Genomic DNA, 19,895 nt, shown 5'->3' with positions numbered 1-19,895 from the left:
GGCAGGATCCGTTAGTCCACTTTCAGCCCGCGGGCCTGCTGTTCCGACATATCCTGAAGAATCCGGTGGAAACTTTTCAGCCGCTGCGGGCTGATCTTGCCCTGATCCGCCGCCGCGTCAATCGCACAGCCGGGATCCCCCATGTGCCGGCAGTTGCGGAATTTGCAGTTACCGATTACGTCCCGGATCTCCCGGAACCCGTGCTCGATCTCCTGCGGTGTCATGTGCCACAAGCCGAACTCACGGATACCCGGCGAATCGATCAGATCCCCTCCCATCGGCAGATGGAACAGCTTGGCCGTTGTGGTCGTGTGCACACCCTTGCCAGTACTCTCCGATACGGCGCCCACGCGAATTGCCTCACCCGGCATCAACGTCTGGATAATCGACGACTTGCCCACGCCGGACTGCCCGACGAACACGCTGGTCTGATCCTTGACCAGGGCCTCAACCTCCGATGACGGCTGATCGCCAGATTCGGCTGCAGATGTACGCACAACCTCATAACCCAGCGCTTCATAGCGCCGGAGCAGGGCATCAATGCTTTGCCGGTTTCTGTTGGTAAGCAGATCCGTCTTGTTAAGCAGAATCACCGCCGGAATATCTGTGATTTCCGCGGCCACCAGGTACCGGTCAATCAGGTTGTCGTGGGGCTCCGGCTCCGGTGCTATCACCAGAATAATATGATCAATGTTTGCGGCCACCGGCTTCAGGGCACCAAAATTATCCGGCCGCTGCAGCAGATTCTGCCGCTCACAGCGGGCAACAATAACGCCGGTTTCATTTTGCCCCGGTCGCCAGACAACCTTGTCACCGGTCACCAGGCTGTCAATGTTGGCTCGAACAAAGCACCGGACTACATCACCGGTTTGCTCACCTTCCAGTGCTTCCACGTCCAGCTGTTGCCCATAGTGAGCAATGACTAACCCTTCCTGCTCCGGCCCAAGCTCACCAGCGTCGGCCTGCTCCTGAACCTTCCTTTCCTTGCGCGCCGCGCGGGCCGCTCGCTCTTCCTGGACCCTCTTGATGCGGAATTGCTGCTGTTTGTTCAGTCGCCGTTTTGCCATTTACGTCCCGGATAACCAGATGAAAGTTTTGCCTGTGGTGTGCCATCATACTGGAATCGTGCCTATTCGGCTTGGACGTTGCCAAGACGATAAAGACATATCTCCAAATTTCGGAGCGGGGCTGGCATCGGCTTTTCGGAAATGTCGGAGGCCATGGATGGCCGGAGTCAAGCGCACATGGATGTGCTTGTAGCGGTTTCCGGAAAGCCGATGCCAGCCCCGCCTCCCCTAAATCTAGAAGGCTGGGAAAATAATGGCAGATAGCGATCGCCTGGTTTGGATCGATCTGGAAATGACAGGCCTGGACCCCGAAAAAGAGCGGATCATTGAAATGGCAACAATTATCACCGATTCGGAACTGAACACAGTAGCGGAAGGTCCGGTCATTGCTGTCCATCAGCCAGATGCTTTTCTGGATGCCATGGATGAGTGGTGCACCAGAACGCACGGTGAAAGCGGTCTTACCAAGCGTGTTCAGGAAAGCGATATCTCCGAATCAGAAGCCGAGCAGCAGACCATCGAGTTTCTGAAAAAACACGTTGAGTCCGGTCAGTCACCACTGTGCGGCAACAGCATCGGCCAGGATCGACGTTTCCTGGTCAAGTACATGCCAGAGCTGGAAGCCTTCTTCCACTACCGGAATCTGGACGTGTCTACCGTTAAAGAGTTAGCCCGCCGCTGGCGGCCAGATGTGCTGGCCGGCGTCAAAAAGAAAGGCAGTCATCTGGCTTTGGACGACATCCGGGACTCCATTAACGAACTGCGCCATTACCGGGAACACTTCTTCAAGCTATAGGTTGTGCTGCCGCAGGGCCCACTGGACATGCTCACGGACCATTTCGGAAGGGTGGTCCGCGCGCTTTTTCAGGGCTTCAATAACCGGAATGGTTGAGGGTGCGTTGCCCAGCCCAACGGCCAGGTTGCGAAGCCAGCCCTCATAGCCGGTTCTGCGAATGGCAGAGCCTTCTGTTCGTTTCAAAAACTGTTCCTCGGTCCAGAGGAACAGCTCGGCCAGGTCGGTGTTATCCAGCCCGTGCCTGGGCTGGAAATCCCGCTCTTTCGTTGGTTTGCTGAACTTCTGCCACGGGCAGACCAGCTGGCAGTCATCACATCCGAAAACCCGGTTGCCCATCAGGGCCCGCAGCTCTTCCGGAATGCTGCCTTTGAGTTCAATGGTCAGATAGCTGATGCAGCGCCTCGCATCCAGCTTGTGCGCAGCTACAAACGCATCGGTGGGACACACATCCAGACACGCTGAACAGCTCCCGCAATGGTCTTTCTCGAATGGTGCGTCAACAGGCAGCGGAGCGCTGGTAAAAATTTCTCCCAGGAAAAAGAAAGAGCCTGCTTTCGGGTGAATCAGCATGTTGTTCTTGCCGATCCAGCCAAGGCCGGCTCTCTGGGCCAGGGCACGCTCGAGCACTGGCGCGCTGTCCACGAAGGCCCGGTAGTCGTATCCGTTCAGCGCCTCATCAATTCGTCCTGCCAGCCGGGCCAGGCGTTTGCGGATCAGTTTGTGGTAATCACGCCCCAGTGCGTAGCGGGTAACGTAGGCTCTGTCCCGGTGAGTGAGCGCATCTTGGGGGCTGTCCGGCGCCGGGAGATAATCCATTCTCACGGAGATGACCCGGGTGGTGCCTGGCACCAGCGAGGTGGGCGTATAACGCTTGTCGCCATGGTGCGCCATGTAATCCATTTCGCCCTGATATCCCTCGGTAAGCCAGTCTTGCAGATGAGTTGCATGCTCACCGGTATCCGGCGTTGTGATGCCCACATCGGAGAAGCCAAGCTCAGCTGCCCACTGGCGGATTAGCGCTGGCAGATCAGCCAGTTCCGGGGATGGTTTGTCACAGGTAGACGTGGTGCTCATGGAAACTGCCGGTGATGAAATCCGTCCGGGAACGAGGGTACGGATATTTAATTTGATTAAGTTATGACCTTTTCAACTGTTTTGCTATGCTTTACAGATAGCTGGCCAATTTTCTTAAACCGGTTTCTGTAACGGGAGCAAAGGTTCATGCCGCCGTCCGCTGCGCACAGTCTACCAGACGCGCTGTTTTCCGCCGATGCGGTCAGACAGATTGATCGCTATGTGATTGATCAGCAGGGTGTTGATGGTTTTGAACTGATGCAGTCTGCCGCCCAGGCGGCGTTTCGCTGTCTGGTCCGGCACTGGCGGGACGGTGGTCCGGTGCTGGTTCTCTGTGGTGCCGGAAACAATGGTGGCGACGGCTACCTGATTGCCGCCAACGCTCAACGTCATGGTATGGATGTTCGTTGTGTGGCCGTCGCACCAACCAAAAAGCTCACCGGTGATGCGAGAAAGGCCTGGCAAAAGGCGCTGGCAGACGGCGTGGATGTCGATGAACTGGAGGGTATTCCGGAATCTGGCCTCAACGGGCGTTTTGCCAGTGCCGGAATGATTGTTGATGCCATGCTGGGTACCGGCGCATCGGGGGCGCCCCGCGAACCCTTTGCCGCGCTGATAAGGCGGTGCAACCAGGCGTCAGCGCCGGTGCTTGCGGTGGATTTACCCTCCGGGCTGAATGCGACCACGGGGGCAGCCGGGGGTGACGTGGTAAGGGCAACAATGACTGTCACGTTTATCGGGCTTAAAGCTGGCCTGTTTACCGGTCAGGGGGCCGCAGTGTCCGGTGAGGTTGTGTTTGAGCCCCTCGGCACGGCTGAGGGGGTTGCTGGTAGTGGTCAGCAGCCGGTTGCGCACCGTCGTGACTGGGCGTCGGTTATGTCCTGGTTGCCGGAAAGACCGGCAAATGCCCATAAAGGCCGTTTCGGGCATGTACTGGTGGTGGCCGGCGACCGGGGGTTTGGAGGGGCCGGCCTGTTGGCGGCAGAGGCCGCAGCGCGCTCAGGGGCGGGTCTTGTTTCCCTGGCAACCCGGCCCGAGCATGTGAGTGCCGCGCTGGCCAGGTGCCCCTCTGTGATGGCTCATGGCCTGATCCATGGCTCGGAATTGCCACCGTTGCTGGAAGCAGCCTCGGTTATAGTCTGTGGCCCCGGGATAGGCCGCAGCGCCTGGGGCCAGCAGATGCTGGAACAGGTTATTTCCAGCGGTAAGGCCCGGGTTCTGGATGCCGACGCGCTGAATCTGTTGTCTGGTCGGGTTGCCATACCGGCGGATAACCATATTTTAACGCCTCATCCGGGCGAAGCCGCCAGATTGCTCAACTGTCTGGTGCCGGAAGTGGAAGCTGACCGAGTGGCCGCTGCCAATAGATTACAGGCCATGTACGGCGGGACTGTGCTACTGAAGGGGGCGGGCACAGTGGTCGCCTCGGGACACGCAGCGGCCGATATTATCAGCGGCAGCAACCCGGGAATGGCCACCGGTGGTATGGGCGATGTGCTGTCAGGCATCCTTGGCGCCGTTTACGCCCAGCTTGGCGAGACGGACAAAGCGGCCGTTCTCGGCGCTTCGGTGCATCTGGCTGCGGCTGACAAAGCCTCAGAGACCCGGGGGTTCATGGGGTTGATACCCAACGATGTGATTGATGCGCTGCCGCTGGTATTCCGCGAGTCTGAACCCAGTCGGGTGCTGGGGGATTTATGAGCATGACAGGGAATGAGCGCCGCCTGTTTCTCGAAAGCGAGGCTGAAACTGAACAGCTTGGCCGGGAGTTGGCGAGACGTGTTGCCGAATCCGGCCGAGGCCTGGTGATCTGTCTGGAAGGCGACCTGGGTATGGGCAAAACCACCATCAGCCGGGGTGTCATGCGTGGGCTTGGCCACACCGGCGCGGTAAAAAGTCCCACCTATACCCTGGTGGAACCCTATGAGGACCTGGAGCCGCCGGCGTACCATTTCGATCTTTACCGGCTCGGCGATGCGGAAGAGCTGGAATATATGGGCATCCGGGATTACTTCGCCGGCGATAATCTGTGTCTGATCGAATGGCCCGAGCGGGGAAAAGGAATTCTGCCCGACCCTGATCTGGAGATTCATCTGGACCGGCAGGGTGAGGGGCGTTCCGTCGTTATCAGAGCCCGTTCTGAGCGGGGTGCCTCGGTGCTCAATGAGCTGCAATTGATTGGTCCGGGCCACAACTAGGTCGGGAACCTGATGGAAACTGGCAGGTAGGCTGTATGAGAATCGCTGAACTCAAAACAAGACTGGTCCAGCCGCTGACACTGTTACTGGCGGTTCTGGCGCTGCCCGTTTTCGCCGGAACACAGGTAGAAAGTGCGCGGATATGGCCGGCGCCGGACCACACCCGTCTGGTATTCGATACCGCCGGGCAGGTAGAGCACAACATCTTTTCCCTGTCAGGGCCGTCCCGCCTGGTTATCGATCTCAAGAATACCCGCCTGAAAGCGGATTTCTCAGGGCTGGACCTTTCCGGCAGCCCGATCAAGCGGATTCGCAGTGCGCCTCGCAACGGAGACGATCTGAGGGTGGTTCTGGATCTGGAAACCGACATCAAGCCCCGGAGCTTTCAGCTTGAGCCGAACCAGCAATATGGCCACCGGCTGGTCGTTGATCTGATTGACGAGAGCGGCAGCCGTCTGGAAAAGGCTGCCAAACCAACCGTTACCCAGGATTCGGCAGGCAAGCGGGATGTTATCGTGGTGATTGATGCCGGCCATGGCGGTGAGGATCCGGGCGCTATCGGTCCCAGGGGTACGCGCGAGAAAGATGTGGTTCTGAAAATGGCGAATACCCTTGCCGGTCTGATCAATGACCGGCCGGGATACACCGCCAAGCTGACCCGGACAGGCGACTATTACATTGGCCTTCGCAACCGGACGCTGCTGGCCAGAAAGTACAATGCCGACCTGTTCGTATCCGTACACGCAGATGCTTTCCGCACGCCCCAGCCGAAGGGAGCGTCGGTCTTCGCCCTGTCCCAGCGCGGGGCGACCAGTGAAACCGCCCGCTGGCTGGCAAACAGCGAAAATCGTTCAGACCTGATAGGTGGTGCTGGCGGATTGTCCCTGGATGGCCGTGATGACACGCTTGCAGGCGTGTTGCTGGATCTGTCCATGACCGCCAGTATCAATGCCAGCCTGGGTGTTGGCAGTTCGGTTCTTGGTAAGCTCGGACGCGTAGCGGAGTTGCATAAGCCGAGTGTGGAACAGGCGTCGTTTGTGGTGCTGAAGTCTCCGGATATTCCCTCTATCCTCGTGGAAGCCGGGTTCATATCCAATCCCCAGGAAGAGAAAAACCTGACGACTGAGTGGTACCGCAACAAGCTGGCCGGCGCTATTATGAAAGGCGTTGACGATTACTTTCAGAAAACCCCGCCGCCGGGCACCTTGCTGGCCTGGCAGAAGCAGAATCGCCAAGGTGGAAACAGCGTCAGTCATTACCGGATCCAGCATGGTGACACGCTTTCCGGAGTGGCCAGGCAAAACCAGACCACGGTCAGTGAGCTGATGCAGTATAACGACCTGCGGGATGACCGTGTTATGGTAGGGCAAACCATTCGTATTCCCGCGTCCTGATCAAGAGGTTTTCCCGTAATATGCCCCCCATTCGATTGCTGTCACCACGGCTCGCGAACCAGATTGCCGCGGGTGAAGTGGTGGAGCGCCCCGCATCTGTCGTCAAGGAACTGGTCGAAAACGCCCTGGATGCCGGTGCCACCCGGGTTGATGTTGAGGTGGAGCAGGGCGGCGTCAAGCTGATCCGCGTGCGGGACGACGGCAGCGGTATTGAAGAGGACGATTTGCCGCTGGCCCTGAGCCGCCACGCTACCAGCAAGATTGCCAGCCTTGATGACCTGGAAGCCGTTGCCTCCCTGGGCTTCCGTGGCGAGGCGCTCGCCAGTATCAGTTCGGTTTCCCGCCTGGCGCTGACCTCCCGGACAGCAGAACAGGAAGCCGCCTCCCGGGTGGAAGTGGAAGGCCGGGAGATGGACGCCAGGATCTCGCCCGCAGCACACCCGGTGGGCACTACCGTTGAAGTGCGGGATCTGTTCTTTAATACCCCGGCCCGCCGCAAGTTTCTGCGCACCGAAAAAACCGAATTCAACCACGTGGAGGAGTGCCTGCGCCGGCAGGCCCTGAGCCGGTTTGATGCCGGTTTCACCCTCCGTCATAACCAGCGGGTTGTTCAAAGCCTGAGGCCTGCCGATTCAGCCCTTGACCGGGAGCGGCGGATCGGTGCCCTGTGCGGGCAGCAATTCATCGACAATGCGGTGGTTATCGATGCGCAAGCAACGGGGCTTCGTCTGTGGGGCTGGGTTGCGCTGCCGACATTCTCCCGCAGTCAGTCGGACCTGCAGTATTTCTTTGTCAACGGCCGGGTGATTCGTGACCGGCTGGTGGCTCATGCCGTGCGCCAGGCCTACCGGGATGTTCTCTATAACAACCGGCATCCGGCCTTTGTGCTGTACCTGGAGGTAGACCCGACCACGGTGGATGTGAATGTGCACCCCACAAAACACGAAGTCCGTTTCCGGGACGGCCGGCTGGTTCACGATTTTATCTTCAGAACCCTGCACAAGGCCCTGGCCGATGTTCGGCCGGATGATCATTTCCGGGGTGCGGTCGCTCAATCCTTCGGCCGTGAAGCGTCGGCTCAGGCGGAAAGTTCACCGGCCATGGGTGCTCCGGGGGGCCCTTCCCGGAATGGCCAGCCAGCGGTGCCGGGTTACGGTCATTCAGGTGCATCAGCCGGTTTCGGAGGTCAGTCACAGCCTCAGCAGGAATGGCGCGCCAGTGATCAGATGGCGTTCTATCAGTCCCTGAACGCCGGTGGCGGAACCGGAAGCCCGCAGTCGACACCGGTCAGTGACGGGGTTGCCACGCCCATTCCGACGCCGCCGGCCGACAGTGATGAGGAGCCGCCACTTGGCTATGCCATTGCCCAGCTGCACGGTATCTATATCCTCGCCCAGGGGCGGGCAGGAATGATCGTGGTAGATATGCATGCTGCCCACGAGCGCATAACCTATGAACGGATGAAGCGGGCCCTTGCCGAGCAGGACCTGAAAAGCCAGCCATTGTTAGTCCCGCTGTCTTTGGCGGTCAGCCAGAAAGAGGCCGCCCTGACCGAGAGCCATGGCGATGAGCTGCAGAAGCTTGGCCTGCAGATAGAACGGATCGGCCCGGAAACCCTGGCTGTCCGGCAGGTGCCGGCGCTTTTGCGAGGTGCCGACGCTGAGCAGCTGGTGCGTGACGTGCTGGCGGATCTCATTGAGCATGGTCAGAGCGACCGGGTGGAAGCGGTCACTCACGAACTGCTCGGCACCATGGCGTGCCATGGTTCGGTCAGAGCGAACCGCCAGCTCACCGTTCCGGAAATGAACTCATTGCTCAGAGATATGGAAGCCACCGAGCGAAGCGGCCAGTGCAATCACGGCCGGCCGACCTGGACACTGGTAACCCTGTCCGAGCTGGACAAGCTGTTCCTGCGGGGGCGTTAGGGTGTCACTGCCGCCGGCCATTTTCCTGATGGGCCCGACCGCGTCCGGTAAAACCGACCTGGCCATGTCCCTGTGCGAGCAGCTACCTTGCGAGATCATCAGTGTCGACTCGGCCATGATATACCGTGGCATGGATATCGGCACCGCCAAGCCGACGGCGGAAGAACTGGCCCGGGCCCCGCATCGCCTGATCGATATCTGCGATCCGGCACAAACCTACTCGGCCGCGGATTTTCGCCACGACGCCCTCGCTGCCATGGCCGAGATCACGGCAGCGGGCCGGATACCCTTGTTGGTAGGTGGAACCATGATGTACTTCAAGGCACTGCTGCATGGTATGTCCGGTTTGCCTGCGGCGAGCCTGAAAGTGCGCAGGATGTTGGAGCGGGAGGCTGAGGCGCGGGGCTGGGAAGCGCTGCACCGGGAGCTGCGCAGTGGTGATCCTGTCGCGGCGGAGCGGATACATCCGAACAATCGCCAGCGATTGTTGCGGGCCCTGGAAGTCCTCCGAGTGACCGGCAGGCCGATTTCAGCGTTCTGGCAGGCAGAGGTTGCCGGTAAAAGCGAGGGCGTGCCTGAGTCTGTCAGTAGAAGCGATATTGAGGATTACACCTATTTCACCCGCTGGCAGGCAGACGAAACATCTTTGCTACCGTATACTGTGGTCCAGCTTGCCATGATGCCGCCGGAGCGGCGGGTGCTTCATGAGAGAATCCGCCAGCGCTTCCTCAAGATGCTGGAGGCGGGTTTTCTCGACGAAGTGCAGGCACTGATGCTCAGGGAAGACTTGCACCCCGATCTCCCTTCCATGCGTTGTGTCGGCTATCGCCAGGCCTGGAACTATTTGTCCGGGGCAGACGACTACGACACATTTGTAAGCAAGGGTATTGCAGCCACGCGCCAGTTGGCGAAGCGGCAGTTGACCTGGTTGCGTAAGTGGTCTGATGTGGACTGGCTGGACAGCGAAAACAAACTTATCGCTAAGGCCGCCTTGAAAAAAATCAGACTTCGCACCACATTTAACTCTGACAAATGACGATCTGCACTTACTAAAACAGGAGAAAACACATGTCAAAAGGGCATTCGTTACAAGACCCTTACCTTAATGCATTGCGCAAGGAACGCATTCCAGTTTCCATCTTTCTGGTTAATGGTATCAAGCTCCAGGGCCAGATTGAGTCTTTCGACCAGTTCGTGATTTTGCTGAAAAACACTGTCAGCCAGATGGTCTACAAGCACGCTATTTCCACTGTGGTTCCTGCCCGCAATGTCCGCATTCCGCAGCAGGCTCCGGGAGGAGAGGGCGAATCTGAAGACTGATCCATCCGCTTTCCCGGTATTGCCACCCGCGTTCCGGAAGATCCTTTTCAGGGATCTGATGGCCGCGGGTGTTTGTTTTTATGATATTGACAGTTTCACTGTTCCGGAGTTGATGCCAATTGTTTGAACGTCCTGATGTCGGTGAGCGCGCGATACTCGTCCACATCGATTTCACTGCCCATGACGGTACGGAAGACCCCGGCGAGTTTCGGGAACTGGTAACGTCCGCCGGCGTTGAGCCGGCGGGTATTGTTACCGGTTCCCGCAAGCAACCCAGCCCGAGATTTTTCGTTGGTGAGGGAAAGCTGGAAGAAATCCGTGACGCCGTAGCCGCCAATGAAGCCGATGTCGTATTGTTCAATCATGCGCTGAGTCCGCGTCAGGAAAGAAACATTGAGCATGAACTCAAGTGCCGGGTGCTCGATCGTACAGGTGTGATTCTCGACATCTTCGCCCAGCGCGCCCGGACTCACGAAGGTAAGCTGCAGGTAGAGCTGGCACAGCTCGAACACATGTCGACGCGTCTGGTGCGGGGCTGGACCCACCTGGAGCGGCAGAAGGGTGGCATTGGCCTTCGGGGCCCCGGCGAAACCCAGCTGGAAACCGACCGCCGTCTGCTTCGGGAACGGATAAAGTCCATCCACAAGCGTCTTGAAAAGGTTCGCCGGCAGCGGAGCCAGGGCCGACGGGCCCGTCAGCGTGCGGATATTCCAACCGTGTCTCTGGTTGGTTACACCAACGCAGGTAAATCAACCTTGTTCAACCGGATTACCACTTCCTCCGTATATGCCGCAGACCAGTTGTTTGCGACTCTGGACCCGACGCTGCGACGTCTGGAACTTCCGGATGTCGGGCCGGTCGTAATGGCGGACACGGTGGGCTTCATCCGGCACCTTCCCCACAAGCTGGTCGAAGCATTCCGGGCGACCCTGGAAGAAACGACACAAGCGACAATCCTGCTGCACATTATTGACAGCCACGACAGCCGGCGTGACGAGAATATAGAGCAGGTTGAAGAGGTGCTGGCCGAGATCGGGGCAGATGAGATTCCCATGCTGCAGGTGTTTAACAAGATTGACCTGCTGGAAGACTTCACGCCGAGAATCGAGCGCAATGAAGACGGTGTTCCCGTCAGGGCCTGGGTGTCCGCGGTGACCGGGGAAGGGCTCGATGGCCTGTATGACGCCATTGTGGAAAGACTTGCAGAGGACGTTGTGCATCATTTTGTTTTGCTGGGGCCTGCCGACGGCAAGCTGCGCGCGCTGCTGCATGAGGCCGGGTCCGTGCTTAGCGAGGAGCATCGTGAAACGGGGGATACAGTGTTGGAAGTTCGTTTGCAGAACCGGGACTGGCTGCAGCTTCTGAGCCGGGCCGGAGTGAGGGAAGAATCGGTCAGGCTCGAGCTGGGGCATGCCTGAAACCGCAACGGCTATTGCCGGGGCGGAGATAAATCCCTAGTATTTGCAGCCATTCTTTTTATAAGTCAGAAACGGAGAGCACTATGGCCTGGAATGAACCGGGTGGAAACCGTAACGACAACGACCCCTGGGGTACCGGTGGTGGTCGGCGCGGCAATGATCAGGGTCCGCCAGACCTCGATGAGGCATTGAAAAAAGGGCTGGACAAGCTCAACAAGATGTTGGGCGGCAAAGGTGGCAAGTCCGGCGGCAGTGGTGATGGCAGCACCGGCGGAGGCGGCCCTGGTTTTGGCGCTATCCTCGCCCTGGCTGCCATTGTTGTTGTTGGCTACGTCGTCTTCCAGTCTTTCTACACCGTGGACGAGCAGGAACGGGCCGTTGTTCTGCGTTTCGGGGAATACGACCGGACAGAGAGCCCGGGTCTGCGCTTCAAGGTGCCGTTGATTGATGACGTCACCAAGGTGCGGGTTACCAACGTCCGTACGGCCGAGTCGACGGGCCAGATGCTGACTCAGGATGAGAACCTGGTGAGCGTGGATTTGCAGGTGCAGTATCGGGTCAGTAATGCCCGTGATTATGTGCTTAATGTCCGTGACTCTAACCAGGCTCTGGCGTTTGCCACCGACAGTGCGCTTCGGCATGAAGCGGGCGGTGCTACTCTGGATGCGGTATTGACCGAGGGTCGGGTTGAACTTGCGGTAAACGTTGAGCAGCGAATCCAGAGCTTCCTGCGGCAGTACGGTGCTGGCCTTGAGATTGTGCGGGTCAACGTGGAAAGTACCCAGCCGCCCGGGCCGGTTCAGGATGCTTTCCGGGAAGTGCAGCGTGCCCGTGAAGACGAGCAGCAACTCAAGGAAGAAGCAGAAACCTATCGCAACAAGGTTGTGCCGGAAGCCCGTGGCAAGGCCCAGCGCATGGTTGAGGAAGCGGCGGCATACAAAGCCCAGGTGGTTGAGCGCGCGGTCGGTGAGACCGCCCGGTATAAGGATCTGCTGGCCGTGTACGAGAAGGCGCCTGATGTCACTCGCGAGCGCATGTACCTGCAGGCCATGGAAAATGTACTTGCCAGTTCCAGCAAGGTGCTGGTTGATACCAAGTCCGGAAATAACATGATGTACCTGCCGCTGGATCGTCTGACCCGTCAGGGCAGCGCCAACCTGTCTGCGGGCCGGAACGAGAGCGCAGGGGATGCGGGCAGCCTGACCGGTCAGGCTGATATCCAGTCCCTGACGGATCAGGTGCTTCGCGAACTGCGCAATCGCCAGTCCACCAACGCGAGAACGGGGAGATAATCATGGGACCCAAAAGCATTATCGGTCTTGCTGGTACCCTCATCATTTTGTTGTTGGTATCGTCCAGCGTTTATATTATTCCGGAAACCCACCGTGGGGTATTGCTGCGTTTCGGGGAGTTGATCGAAACCAACGTTCCTGCGGGGATTCACTTTAAAGTCCCCGTTATTGATGAAGTGAGGGAGTTTGATGTTCGGGTTCTTACCATGGACCTGCCGGCGCGTCAGTATCTGACCATTGAGAAAAAGCCACTGGACGTGGATTCCTATATTGCCTGGCAAATTACCGACGTGGATACCTTTTACCGGGCTACCGGTGGCGATGAGTTTCGGGCCCAGAATCTCTTGTTGTCGCGGGTGGATAACGGCCTTCGTAATGAGTTTGGTGTCCGTACCATGCGTGAGGTGGTCTCAGGCGAACGTGATGATGTGATGGCCTCACTCAAGGACCTGGTCAACGAAACTGCGCTCAAAGAGTTTGGTATCCGGGTGCTGGATATCCGTATAAAGGCCATTGAGTTGCCTGAGCAGGTCCGTACGAACGTGTATCGCCGCATGGCCACTGAGCGGGAAAAGCTGGCTCAGGAGTATCGTTCACGTGGTCGCGAGGCCGCTGAAGGGATTCGGGCGGATGCCGATCGTCAGCGTACGGTGGTCCTGGCGGAAGCATTCTCCAAGTCAGAGCAGCTTCGCGGTCAGGGCGATGGTGAGGCGGCGCAGATTTACGCCGATGCCTATAGCCAGGACACTGAGTTCTTCAGCTTCTATCGAAGCCTTTCCGCGTACCAGAATGCGTTCTCCAACAAGGACGACATCATGGTGATCGACTCGGAAGGCGATTTCATGAAGTACCTGAGGGACCCCCAGGGCGCGAAGTGATACTCATCTGAAAGTTGAAATAAACCGGAATACATCCGTATTCCGGTTTTTTTGTGCCTGCCAACCGTGTAAAATTCTGGCGGTTTTGTGTCGGGTTTTCTGCCCGAATGTCGCCTTAAATTCTGTGTGATCCCCCAGCCAACAGCGCCGGTGCGGATATAACGGACAACGGAATCTCATGACAGTATCTGATCGCTGGTTACTGCCGGACGGGGTAGAGGATATTCTGCCTCCGCTGGCCGGACGGATCGAATCCCTTCGCCGGGATGTAATGGATACCTGCCAGCGCTGGGGCTATCAGCTGGTAATCCCGCCGCTTATTGAATACCTCGAATCCCTGTTCACCGGAACCGGACACGATCTGGAACTGCAAACCTTCAAGCTGACCGATCAGCTGACAGGACGGATGATGGGTGTTCGGGCGGATATGACACCCCAGGCTGCCCGAATCGATGCCCACACCCTGGGCCAGGATGGCATAACCCGCCTATGCTACGCTGGCCATGTGCTGCATACCCGTCCGCGCCATATGCTGACCGGACGGACGCCGATCCAGGCGGGCTGCGAGCTTTTTGGCAGTGCCTCCGAAGCAGCGGATATGGAAGTGATCAGCCTGATGCTGGAAACCCTTCGGGTTGCCGGGCTGCCGCGTATTCACCTGGATCTGGCGCACGTGTCGATTTACGAGAGCCTGATCGGCGAAGCGGATTTTGACCGAGACACCGAAGCCGCGATTTTTGATGCCATGGCTCGCAAGTCAGTTCCCGAGCTCGATGAGCTGCTGGGCGGGTGTCCGGCGGGTTCTTCCGGTGCCCACCTGCGTGAGCTCGCACGGGTCAGTGGCGGCCCGGAAGCGCTGGCCGGGGCACGCCGTGTCCTGCAAGGTGCATCTGACAATCTGGATGCGGCACTGGATCAGTTGGGCCGTGTGTCGGACATGCTGGGCCGGGACTACCCGGAAGTCAGTTTCGGCTTCGATTTCTGCGAGTTGCGTGGCTACAACTATCACACCGGACTTGTGTTCGCGGCTTACGTTCCCGGTCATGGCGACTCGGTCGCCAAGGGCGGGCGCTACGATGCCATTGGCAGTGATTTTGGTCGGGCGCGGCCCGCGACGGGGTTCAGTCTCGATATCCGCGCACTGGTTTCCCTGGGTGAGCGGCTGGTACGGAAGTCCGGCGCAGTCTGGGCGCCGGCGGATGATGACCCGGCCCTGGAAGGCGTGATTTCCGGCCTGAGAATGACAGAAACCGTTGTCCGTGCCTTGCCGGAGGATAACGGTGTTGATCCGGCCGCCAGAGGCTGTGACCGGAAGCTGGTTAAACAGGGCGGCCAGTGGGTCGTGGAGAAGCTGGGCTGATGCCCCCGGGGCTTCGGTGAATTCATTTACAGGTAAACTTGCGAAACGCCTGTCCTGCGGGGCAGTCGCATTGAGAGAGAATCATGGGTAAAAACGTTGTTGTGCTGGGCACCCAATGGGGTGATGAAGGCAAGGGTAAAATTGTTGATCTGCTGACCGACAAGGTCGCGGCCGTCGTTCGCTTCCAGGGCGGGCACAATGCCGGTCATACCCTGGTGATTGACGGCAAGAAAACGGCGCTTCACCTGATCCCTTCCGGTATCCTGCGTCAGCATGTTTACTGTCTGATTGGCAATGGCGTCGTCCTGTCGCCGGAGGCGCTGCTCAAGGAAGTGCGTGAGCTGGAAGCCAATGGCGTCGCCGTTCGTGACCGTCTGCGGATCAGCCTGGCATGCCCCCTTATCCTGCGCACCCATGTCCGAATTGACCAGGCCCGTGAACGGGCTCGCGGTGTCGACAAGATCGGCACGACCGGCCGCGGTATTGGTCCGGCCTATGAAGACAAGGTTTCACGCCGTGGCCTCCGCCTGGGCGACCTGTGCAATCCCGCCGGGTTTGAGGTAAAGCTGCGTGAAATCATGTCCTTCCACAACTTCATCCTGACTGAGTACTTCAAGGAAGAGGCTGAGGACATCGATGCAGCCCTTGAAGAGCTGAAACTGATGGGCGAAGAAATCCTGCCCATGGCGGCGGATGTTACCGATATGCTCCATGACTTCCGCAAGCGTGGTGAAAACATCCTGTTTGAGGGCGCTCAGGGCTCTCTTCTGGATATTGATCTTGGCACCTACCCGTATGTGACCTCTTCCAACACCACGGCCGGCGGTACCGCCACCGGCTCCGGTTTCGGCCCCCTGTTCCTGGATTACGTGCTGGGGATTACCAAGGCCTACACTACTCGCGTTGGTTCAGGCCCGTTCCCCACCGAGCTGTTTGACGAGATGGGCCAGCACCTGGCCGTCAAGGGCAATGAGGTGGGAACTACCACCGGTCGCTCCCGCCGCTGTGGCTGGTTTGATGCGGTTGCCCTGCGTCACGCCATCCAGATCAACAGCGTGTCCGGCATCTGTCTGACCAAGCTGGATGTTCTGGATGGAATGGAGACGGTGAAGGTCTGTGTCGGCTACAAGACGCCAAATGGCGAAATTACCCGGCCACCGATTGGCTGTGACACCTACAAGGACATCGAGCCGGTCTACGCCGAGCTGCCGGGCTGGAGCGATAGCACTGTCGGTCTGACCAGTCTGGACCAGTTGCCCGGGAACGCCAAGGCCTATATCCGGTTCCTTGAGGAGCAGATTGAAGCGCCGATCGACGTGATTTCCACTGGCCCGGATCGTATTGAAACCATCACGCTCCGTCATCCGTTCGGCGAGTAATCGCCAGCGGAACAAAAACCGCCCTGCCAGACGGCACGGCGGTTTTTTTGCGCTCAGGGTTTCTCGGCGATTATTGTTGCGCGCAGGGGCCCCGGATAGCCTTCGACTGTTTTCGACGGATCGTCCGGATCCAGGAAATCCTGCAGTGAATTGAATCGCATCCAGTCGGTGCTGCGCTGCTCTTCGGTTTTGGTCGCCGAAACATCAACCACCCGGGCATTGCGGTAGCCGGTGCGGTCCAGCCAGCGCAGCAGGGTGTCGCAGCTGGGCAGGAACCAGACATTGCGCATCTGCCCGTAGCGATCCCGGGGCATCAGGCTGTAGCCCTCGGGTCCTTCAACCACCAGCGTTTCCAGGACCAGCTCGCCACCTTTCCGGAGCGTACCCTTCAGTTCGAGCAGATGGTCCAGCGGTGACCTTCGATGGTAGAGGACACCCATCGAAAACGTGGTGTCAAAGGTCTCAAGGTCGGCCGGCAGATCCTCCATCCGGACCGGCAGCAAGTCCACGGGCACATTGCCCAGGTAATCCTTGATGCTCAGGAACTGGAACATGAACAACAGGCCTGGATCAATGCCGATGACCCGGCCAGCGCCTTTACCCAGCATCCGCCAGCAGTGGTAGCCGGAGCCGCAACCGACATCCAGAATACGACGGCCGGAAAGGTCTGAAAGGTAGGGGGATACTCTGTCCCACTTCCAGTCGGAACGCCATTCGGTATCGATCCGGGTGCCGAAGAACTCGAAAGGACCCTTCCGCCAGGGCATCAGCCCGCGTAACCCCTGCTGCAAGTGCTCTTGCTGCTCCGGCGTCAGGGCATGTGGCGATGTCAGGGTTACAGCGGAACGGTCCAGGTGCGCCTCCACACCGGCCATATCCGGCAGGCGGGCGAGGGCGGCTTGCCAGCGATCGAGATCGCCATGGGGATTGTCGTCAAAGTGGCGAGTCAGTTGCTGCCTGAGCGTTTGTGCCCAGGCATCAAGGCCGTCATCTGAAAGCTGATCAAGAAGCGGTCCGAATCGGGTTTTCCAGTCAAATTCTGCCATGGTCAGTCGGTGTCGGGTGTATTGGCCTTGATGGCGAGCATGGAAACAAAGTTAAAGCACTGATACCAGATCAGAACCTGATCGAAGCCTGCCGCCTGGAGTCGTTCCTTGTGGGCGGCGAGTGTTTCCGGAATCAGGACCTGCTCAATGGCCGTGCGTTTCTGGCTGATTTCCAGATCTGAATAACCGTTGGCGCGCTTGAATTCGTGGTGCAGGCGGGTCTGTATCGCCTGCTCGCTTTCCGTTTCAAACCGGATTTTCTCCGACAGGATCAGGACGCCCCCGGGCCGGGTTGCCTTGGCAATCCGGGTGAGCAGGCCGGCCCGCTGGTCCGGATCGACAAACTGCAGGGTGAAATTGAGCGTTGTGACCGAGGCGCTACTGAGCTCGGTGTCCAGAATGTCTTCGCAACGCAGGGTAACGGGGAGGTTATTGTCGTCCAGGGCAATGTAATGTTCGCAGCGCTCGATCATTGCCTCGGAGTTGTCCACGCCCACAAGGATACAGTCCCGGTGTGGAATTCCGTGCCGCATTGCCAGGGTCGAGGCACCGAGCGAGCAACCCAGATCGTAGCAGTGGGAGCCGGGCTGGGCGTATTGTTCGGTGATCACCTCGATCATCGGAATGATGGTGGTGTAACCGGGCACCGAACGGCGGATCATGTCGGGAAAAACCCGTGCTACCGACGCATCAAACCGGAAATCCTCCGGGCGGCGCTCGGTGGCAAACAGCCGGTCCGTCACCTGCTCGGGTGGTACGGAAGGTTTGCGGGGCTTATTCATTGCCGTCTTGTGTCTCCGGCTGCCGTGGAACTGCCGGCCCGGTCGGTGAAGGGCGTCTGCACCGCACACCGCGGTTCTTGTAATCGACCAGGATGCCCCGGAACGACGGGTCCACATCCGCCGCAATGGCCAGGTAGCCGTTCTCGCACACTGCATGCAGTTCCGAAGCTTTCGGAGACATACGGAAGGTTTCCTCCCCGGTGATATGAATGGCTTTGAAATCGCCAACCGGGACGTGGTCCTTGTTCTTGGTGTGGCTTATCTTGTCAGTCATCTCAAGCACCAGGACAGTGCCGATAATGGCAGCCAGCGCGGTCACGATCAGGCTGCGGACGGTGTAACGGGCCTCATTCTGGCTCATGCCTACCTCATTTCAAGCGTGTTTATGTGCGGTTAGTACTGCCCTGGAACCGTAATTGCCGGTGACTGCAGGGCGGACAGCTGTTCCCGGAGCGAGAGAATCTGGTCGGACCAGAATCTGGGTTGGGCAAACCAGGGGAAAAAACGTGGAAAGGCGGGGTCATCCCAGCGTTTAGCCAGCCAGGCGCAGTGTGCGATCTGCCGGTAGCAGCGTAATGGCTCGATCAGGTGGCGTTCACGGCGGTTAAAATCACGGAACATCTCGTAACCTTCCAGCAACTCCCCAAGCTGGGCACCGCGCTCGAAGTCGTCACCATTAAGCAGCAGCCACATATCCTGAATGGCCGGCCCGGAGCGGCAATCGTCCAGATCCACGAACAGCATCTGTTCTTCCCGGCAGAGAATATTGCCTGCGTGGCAGTCGCCATGCAGACGCAGGGTCTCAACAGGGCCCGCTTCATCAATACGGGCAGCGCACAGAGCTTGAAGATCCGGAATCAGACTGTCCCATGCGGGCCGCAGATCCGCTGGAATCCAGCCGCCTTCCACTAACAGCCGATTGCTGGATTCAATGCCATCGAGTAACGAAATGCCTGGCCGGTGGGCAAAAGGCTTGCGGGCACCAATGTTGTGTATCTGGCCAAGCCACTGCCCCAACCTGTAGAGGGTGTCTGTCACGCTGGTGTCCGGAGCCTGGCCCCCGCGCTGTTGGAACACGGCAAACAGGAATTCGCCATGGTGACCGAGAGTATCTTCGGAGCCCAGCCGCATAGGCGCCACGACCGGTATGTCTGCCTGTTCCAGCTCTATAGTGAAGTCATGCTCTTCCCGGATCTGTGCTTCGCTCCACCGCCCGGGCCGATAGAATTTCGTAATCACCGGCGGACCTTCGTCCAAACCCACCTGATAGACCCGGTTCTCGTAACTGTTCAACGCAAAAAGCCGGCCACTTACCGCAAACCCGGCGTCTTCCATCGCGTCCAGAATGGTGTCCGGGGTCAGGGAATCGTAGGGGTGGGTGGACGCTGCAAGTGCGGGTTCATGGGTCATAGTGGAAGGTCAGAGCCTTGTATCGTATTTGGATTTCATGGACTGCAGATGATACCAGTTTTCATCCAGCTCCCAGCGAATACGGGATATGCCGGAAGCTCCAAGTACAACATCCCCTGCACGGGCCTGCACCTGGGCCAGTTCACGTTCTGCGCGCTGCCAGTCCCGGTGACTGTCCCCGAGATTTCGCATGCTGGGGAACACAGCGCCCAGTGCATGGTGGGTAGACGTTGAGTGTGAGCGCAGTGAGCTCATGATGGCGGTATCGCCCTCCACCCTGAGCACCCGATGTTTGTAGGGGTAGCTGGCAACCACATCGTCGGCTTTCAGGCGCCCATTAAGGCTGACAACCTCAAAACCGCGCCAGCCGAGCCAGCCTACAAACAGGGCGGCCACCACCATCACCAGTACAAACTGCTTCCTGTCAGACATCATCGCCGGACTCCATGCACTCATTTCCGGGGCCAAGTATAACCGGTATGAGTCCCTGAGTAATGTGTTCAGACCCCGGAGGCCGGTTTCCGCTGGCGTGTGAGGATGGGGTATGCTCCGGTAA

The 19,895-nt window shown here is 58.7% G+C and carries 19 protein-coding genes; 12 read left to right on the top strand and 7 right to left on the bottom strand.

All coding sequences use genetic code 11. From position 1 onward, the window contains the following. Positions 1-11: 11 nt before the first annotated feature. Entirely contained in the window at positions 12-1,067 is a 1,056-nt protein-coding gene (rsgA, locus tag D0851_RS06110) for a small ribosomal subunit biogenesis GTPase RsgA (protein ID WP_117617829.1), read from the bottom strand. A 253-nt stretch (positions 1,068-1,320) separates the two neighbouring features. Here rsgA and orn point away from each other — a divergent pair, with 253 nt between their 5' ends. Continuing rightward, positions 1,321-1,863 carry an oligoribonuclease gene (gene orn / locus D0851_RS06105; RefSeq protein WP_117617828.1) on the top strand — a complete coding sequence of 181 codons (543 nt, stop codon included), beginning with the start codon at positions 1,321-1,323 and terminating at the stop codon, positions 1,861-1,863. Here orn and queG read toward each other — a convergent pair. After that, positions 1,858-2,937, bottom strand: coding sequence for a tRNA epoxyqueuosine(34) reductase QueG (queG, locus tag D0851_RS06100; RefSeq protein WP_117617827.1), 1,080 nt, complete (start codon positions 2,935-2,937; stop codon positions 1,858-1,860). The genes orn and queG overlap by 6 nt on opposite strands. Before the next feature lie 147 nt (positions 2,938-3,084). Here queG and D0851_RS06095 point away from each other — a divergent pair, with 147 nt between their 5' ends. From D0851_RS06095 to D0851_RS06045, 11 genes are all read left to right on the top strand, one after another. Then, positions 3,085-4,638 carry an NAD(P)H-hydrate dehydratase gene (locus tag D0851_RS06095; RefSeq protein ID WP_117617826.1) on the top strand — a complete coding sequence of 518 codons (1,554 nt, stop codon included), beginning with the start codon at positions 3,085-3,087 and terminating at the stop codon, positions 4,636-4,638. Further along, on the top strand, positions 4,635-5,135 hold the full coding sequence (gene tsaE, locus D0851_RS06090; protein WP_117617825.1) for a tRNA (adenosine(37)-N6)-threonylcarbamoyltransferase complex ATPase subunit type 1 TsaE: 501 nt from the start codon (positions 4,635-4,637) through the stop codon (positions 5,133-5,135). The genes D0851_RS06095 and tsaE overlap by 4 nt, the downstream gene beginning before the upstream one ends. Positions 5,136-5,170: 35 nt before the next feature. Then, complete coding sequence (locus tag D0851_RS06085) at positions 5,171-6,529, top strand: N-acetylmuramoyl-L-alanine amidase (protein ID WP_117617824.1); 1,359 nt, start codon at positions 5,171-5,173, stop codon at positions 6,527-6,529. Between the two features lie 20 nt (positions 6,530-6,549). Further along, on the top strand, positions 6,550-8,454 hold the full coding sequence (gene mutL, locus D0851_RS06080; RefSeq protein ID WP_117617823.1) for a DNA mismatch repair endonuclease MutL: 1,905 nt from the start codon (positions 6,550-6,552) through the stop codon (positions 8,452-8,454). A 28-nt stretch (positions 8,455-8,482) separates the two neighbouring features. Further along, positions 8,483-9,490, top strand: coding sequence for a tRNA (adenosine(37)-N6)-dimethylallyltransferase MiaA (gene miaA, locus D0851_RS06075; RefSeq protein WP_117620306.1), 1,008 nt, complete (start codon positions 8,483-8,485; stop codon positions 9,488-9,490). Positions 9,491-9,522: 32 nt separating this feature from the next. Beyond that, complete coding sequence (gene hfq / locus D0851_RS06070; RefSeq protein WP_008170056.1) at positions 9,523-9,774, top strand: RNA chaperone Hfq; 252 nt, start codon at positions 9,523-9,525, stop codon at positions 9,772-9,774. 119 nt (positions 9,775-9,893) lie between these two features. Continuing rightward, positions 9,894-11,192 carry a ribosome rescue GTPase HflX gene (gene hflX / locus D0851_RS06065; RefSeq protein ID WP_117617822.1) on the top strand — a complete coding sequence of 433 codons (1,299 nt, stop codon included), beginning with the start codon at positions 9,894-9,896 and terminating at the stop codon, positions 11,190-11,192. An 83-nt stretch (positions 11,193-11,275) separates the two neighbouring features. Further along, positions 11,276-12,484: an FtsH protease activity modulator HflK gene (gene hflK / locus D0851_RS06060; protein ID WP_117617821.1), complete on the top strand. Its 1,209-nt coding sequence runs from the start codon at positions 11,276-11,278 to the stop codon at positions 12,482-12,484. A 2-nt stretch (positions 12,485-12,486) separates the two neighbouring features. Next, positions 12,487-13,362, top strand: a complete 876-nt coding sequence (gene hflC, locus D0851_RS06055; protein ID WP_117617820.1) for a protease modulator HflC — start codon at positions 12,487-12,489, stop codon at positions 13,360-13,362. A gap of 178 nt (positions 13,363-13,540) precedes the next feature. Beyond that, positions 13,541-14,722, top strand: coding sequence for an ATP phosphoribosyltransferase regulatory subunit (locus D0851_RS06050; RefSeq protein ID WP_117617819.1), 1,182 nt, complete (start codon positions 13,541-13,543; stop codon positions 14,720-14,722). 83 nt (positions 14,723-14,805) lie between these two features. Further along, positions 14,806-16,101: an adenylosuccinate synthase gene (locus D0851_RS06045; protein ID WP_117617818.1), complete on the top strand. Its 1,296-nt coding sequence runs from the start codon at positions 14,806-14,808 to the stop codon at positions 16,099-16,101. A 53-nt stretch (positions 16,102-16,154) separates the two neighbouring features. On the opposite strand, the gene cmoB is transcribed toward D0851_RS06045, so the two are convergent. Genes cmoB through D0851_RS06020 form a run of 5 tightly spaced genes read right to left on the bottom strand, consistent with a single transcriptional unit; the run spans position 16,155 to position 19,771 of the window. Beyond that, positions 16,155-17,147 carry a tRNA 5-methoxyuridine(34)/uridine 5-oxyacetic acid(34) synthase CmoB gene (cmoB, locus tag D0851_RS06040; RefSeq protein WP_117617817.1) on the bottom strand — a complete coding sequence of 331 codons (993 nt, stop codon included), beginning with the start codon at positions 17,145-17,147 and terminating at the stop codon, positions 16,155-16,157. 2 nt (positions 17,148-17,149) lie between these two features. Further along, complete coding sequence (cmoA, locus tag D0851_RS06035) at positions 17,150-17,929, bottom strand: carboxy-S-adenosyl-L-methionine synthase CmoA (protein WP_117617816.1); 780 nt, start codon at positions 17,927-17,929, stop codon at positions 17,150-17,152. Then, positions 17,922-18,290 carry a kinase gene (locus D0851_RS06030; protein ID WP_117617815.1) on the bottom strand — a complete coding sequence of 123 codons (369 nt, stop codon included), beginning with the start codon at positions 18,288-18,290 and terminating at the stop codon, positions 17,922-17,924. The genes cmoA and D0851_RS06030 overlap by 8 nt, the downstream gene beginning before the upstream one ends. 32 nt (positions 18,291-18,322) lie before the next feature. Further along, entirely contained in the window at positions 18,323-19,339 is a 1,017-nt protein-coding gene (locus D0851_RS06025) for a serine/threonine protein kinase (protein WP_117617814.1), read from the bottom strand. Between the two features lie 9 nt (positions 19,340-19,348). Continuing rightward, complete coding sequence (locus D0851_RS06020; RefSeq protein WP_162893691.1) at positions 19,349-19,771, bottom strand: hypothetical protein; 423 nt, start codon at positions 19,769-19,771, stop codon at positions 19,349-19,351. Positions 19,772-19,895: the final 124 nt, after the last annotated feature.

The sequence above is a fragment of the Marinobacter sp. Arc7-DN-1 genome, from assembly GCF_003441595.1.
Taxonomy (GTDB): domain Bacteria; phylum Pseudomonadota; class Gammaproteobacteria; order Pseudomonadales; family Oleiphilaceae; genus Marinobacter; species Marinobacter metalliresistant.
The sequence above is the reverse complement of the archived record's forward strand: the minus strand, read 5'-3'. Positions and strand labels throughout refer to the sequence as shown.

Excerpts from the sequence above, each read along its gene's own strand:
- rsgA (WP_117617829.1), bottom strand. The coding sequence starts at position 1,067 with ATGGCAAAACGGCGACTGAACAAACAGCAGCAATTCCGCATCAAGAGG.
- orn (WP_117617828.1), top strand. The coding sequence starts at position 1,321 with ATGGCAGATAGCGATCGCCTGGTTTGGATCGATCTGGAAATGACAGGC.
- queG (WP_117617827.1), bottom strand. The coding sequence starts at position 2,937 with ATGAGCACCACGTCTACCTGTGACAAACCATCCCCGGAACTGGCTGAT.
- D0851_RS06095 (WP_117617826.1), top strand. The coding sequence starts at position 3,085 with ATGCCGCCGTCCGCTGCGCACAGTCTACCAGACGCGCTGTTTTCCGCC.
- tsaE (WP_117617825.1), top strand. The coding sequence starts at position 4,635 with ATGAGCATGACAGGGAATGAGCGCCGCCTGTTTCTCGAAAGCGAGGCT.
- D0851_RS06085 (WP_117617824.1), top strand. The coding sequence starts at position 5,171 with ATGAGAATCGCTGAACTCAAAACAAGACTGGTCCAGCCGCTGACACTG.
- mutL (WP_117617823.1), top strand. The coding sequence starts at position 6,550 with ATGCCCCCCATTCGATTGCTGTCACCACGGCTCGCGAACCAGATTGCC.
- miaA (WP_117620306.1), top strand. The coding sequence starts at position 8,483 with ATGGGCCCGACCGCGTCCGGTAAAACCGACCTGGCCATGTCCCTGTGC.
- hfq (WP_008170056.1), top strand. The coding sequence starts at position 9,523 with ATGTCAAAAGGGCATTCGTTACAAGACCCTTACCTTAATGCATTGCGC.
- hflK (WP_117617821.1), top strand. The coding sequence starts at position 11,276 with ATGGCCTGGAATGAACCGGGTGGAAACCGTAACGACAACGACCCCTGG.
- hflC (WP_117617820.1), top strand. The coding sequence starts at position 12,487 with ATGGGACCCAAAAGCATTATCGGTCTTGCTGGTACCCTCATCATTTTG.
- D0851_RS06050 (WP_117617819.1), top strand. The coding sequence starts at position 13,541 with ATGACAGTATCTGATCGCTGGTTACTGCCGGACGGGGTAGAGGATATT.
- D0851_RS06045 (WP_117617818.1), top strand. The coding sequence starts at position 14,806 with ATGGGTAAAAACGTTGTTGTGCTGGGCACCCAATGGGGTGATGAAGGC.
- cmoB (WP_117617817.1), bottom strand. The coding sequence starts at position 17,147 with ATGGCAGAATTTGACTGGAAAACCCGATTCGGACCGCTTCTTGATCAG.
- cmoA (WP_117617816.1), bottom strand. The coding sequence starts at position 17,929 with ATGAATAAGCCCCGCAAACCTTCCGTACCACCCGAGCAGGTGACGGAC.
- D0851_RS06030 (WP_117617815.1), bottom strand. The coding sequence starts at position 18,290 with ATGAGCCAGAATGAGGCCCGTTACACCGTCCGCAGCCTGATCGTGACC.
- D0851_RS06025 (WP_117617814.1), bottom strand. The coding sequence starts at position 19,339 with ATGACCCATGAACCCGCACTTGCAGCGTCCACCCACCCCTACGATTCC.
- D0851_RS06020 (WP_162893691.1), bottom strand. The coding sequence starts at position 19,771 with ATGTCTGACAGGAAGCAGTTTGTACTGGTGATGGTGGTGGCCGCCCTG.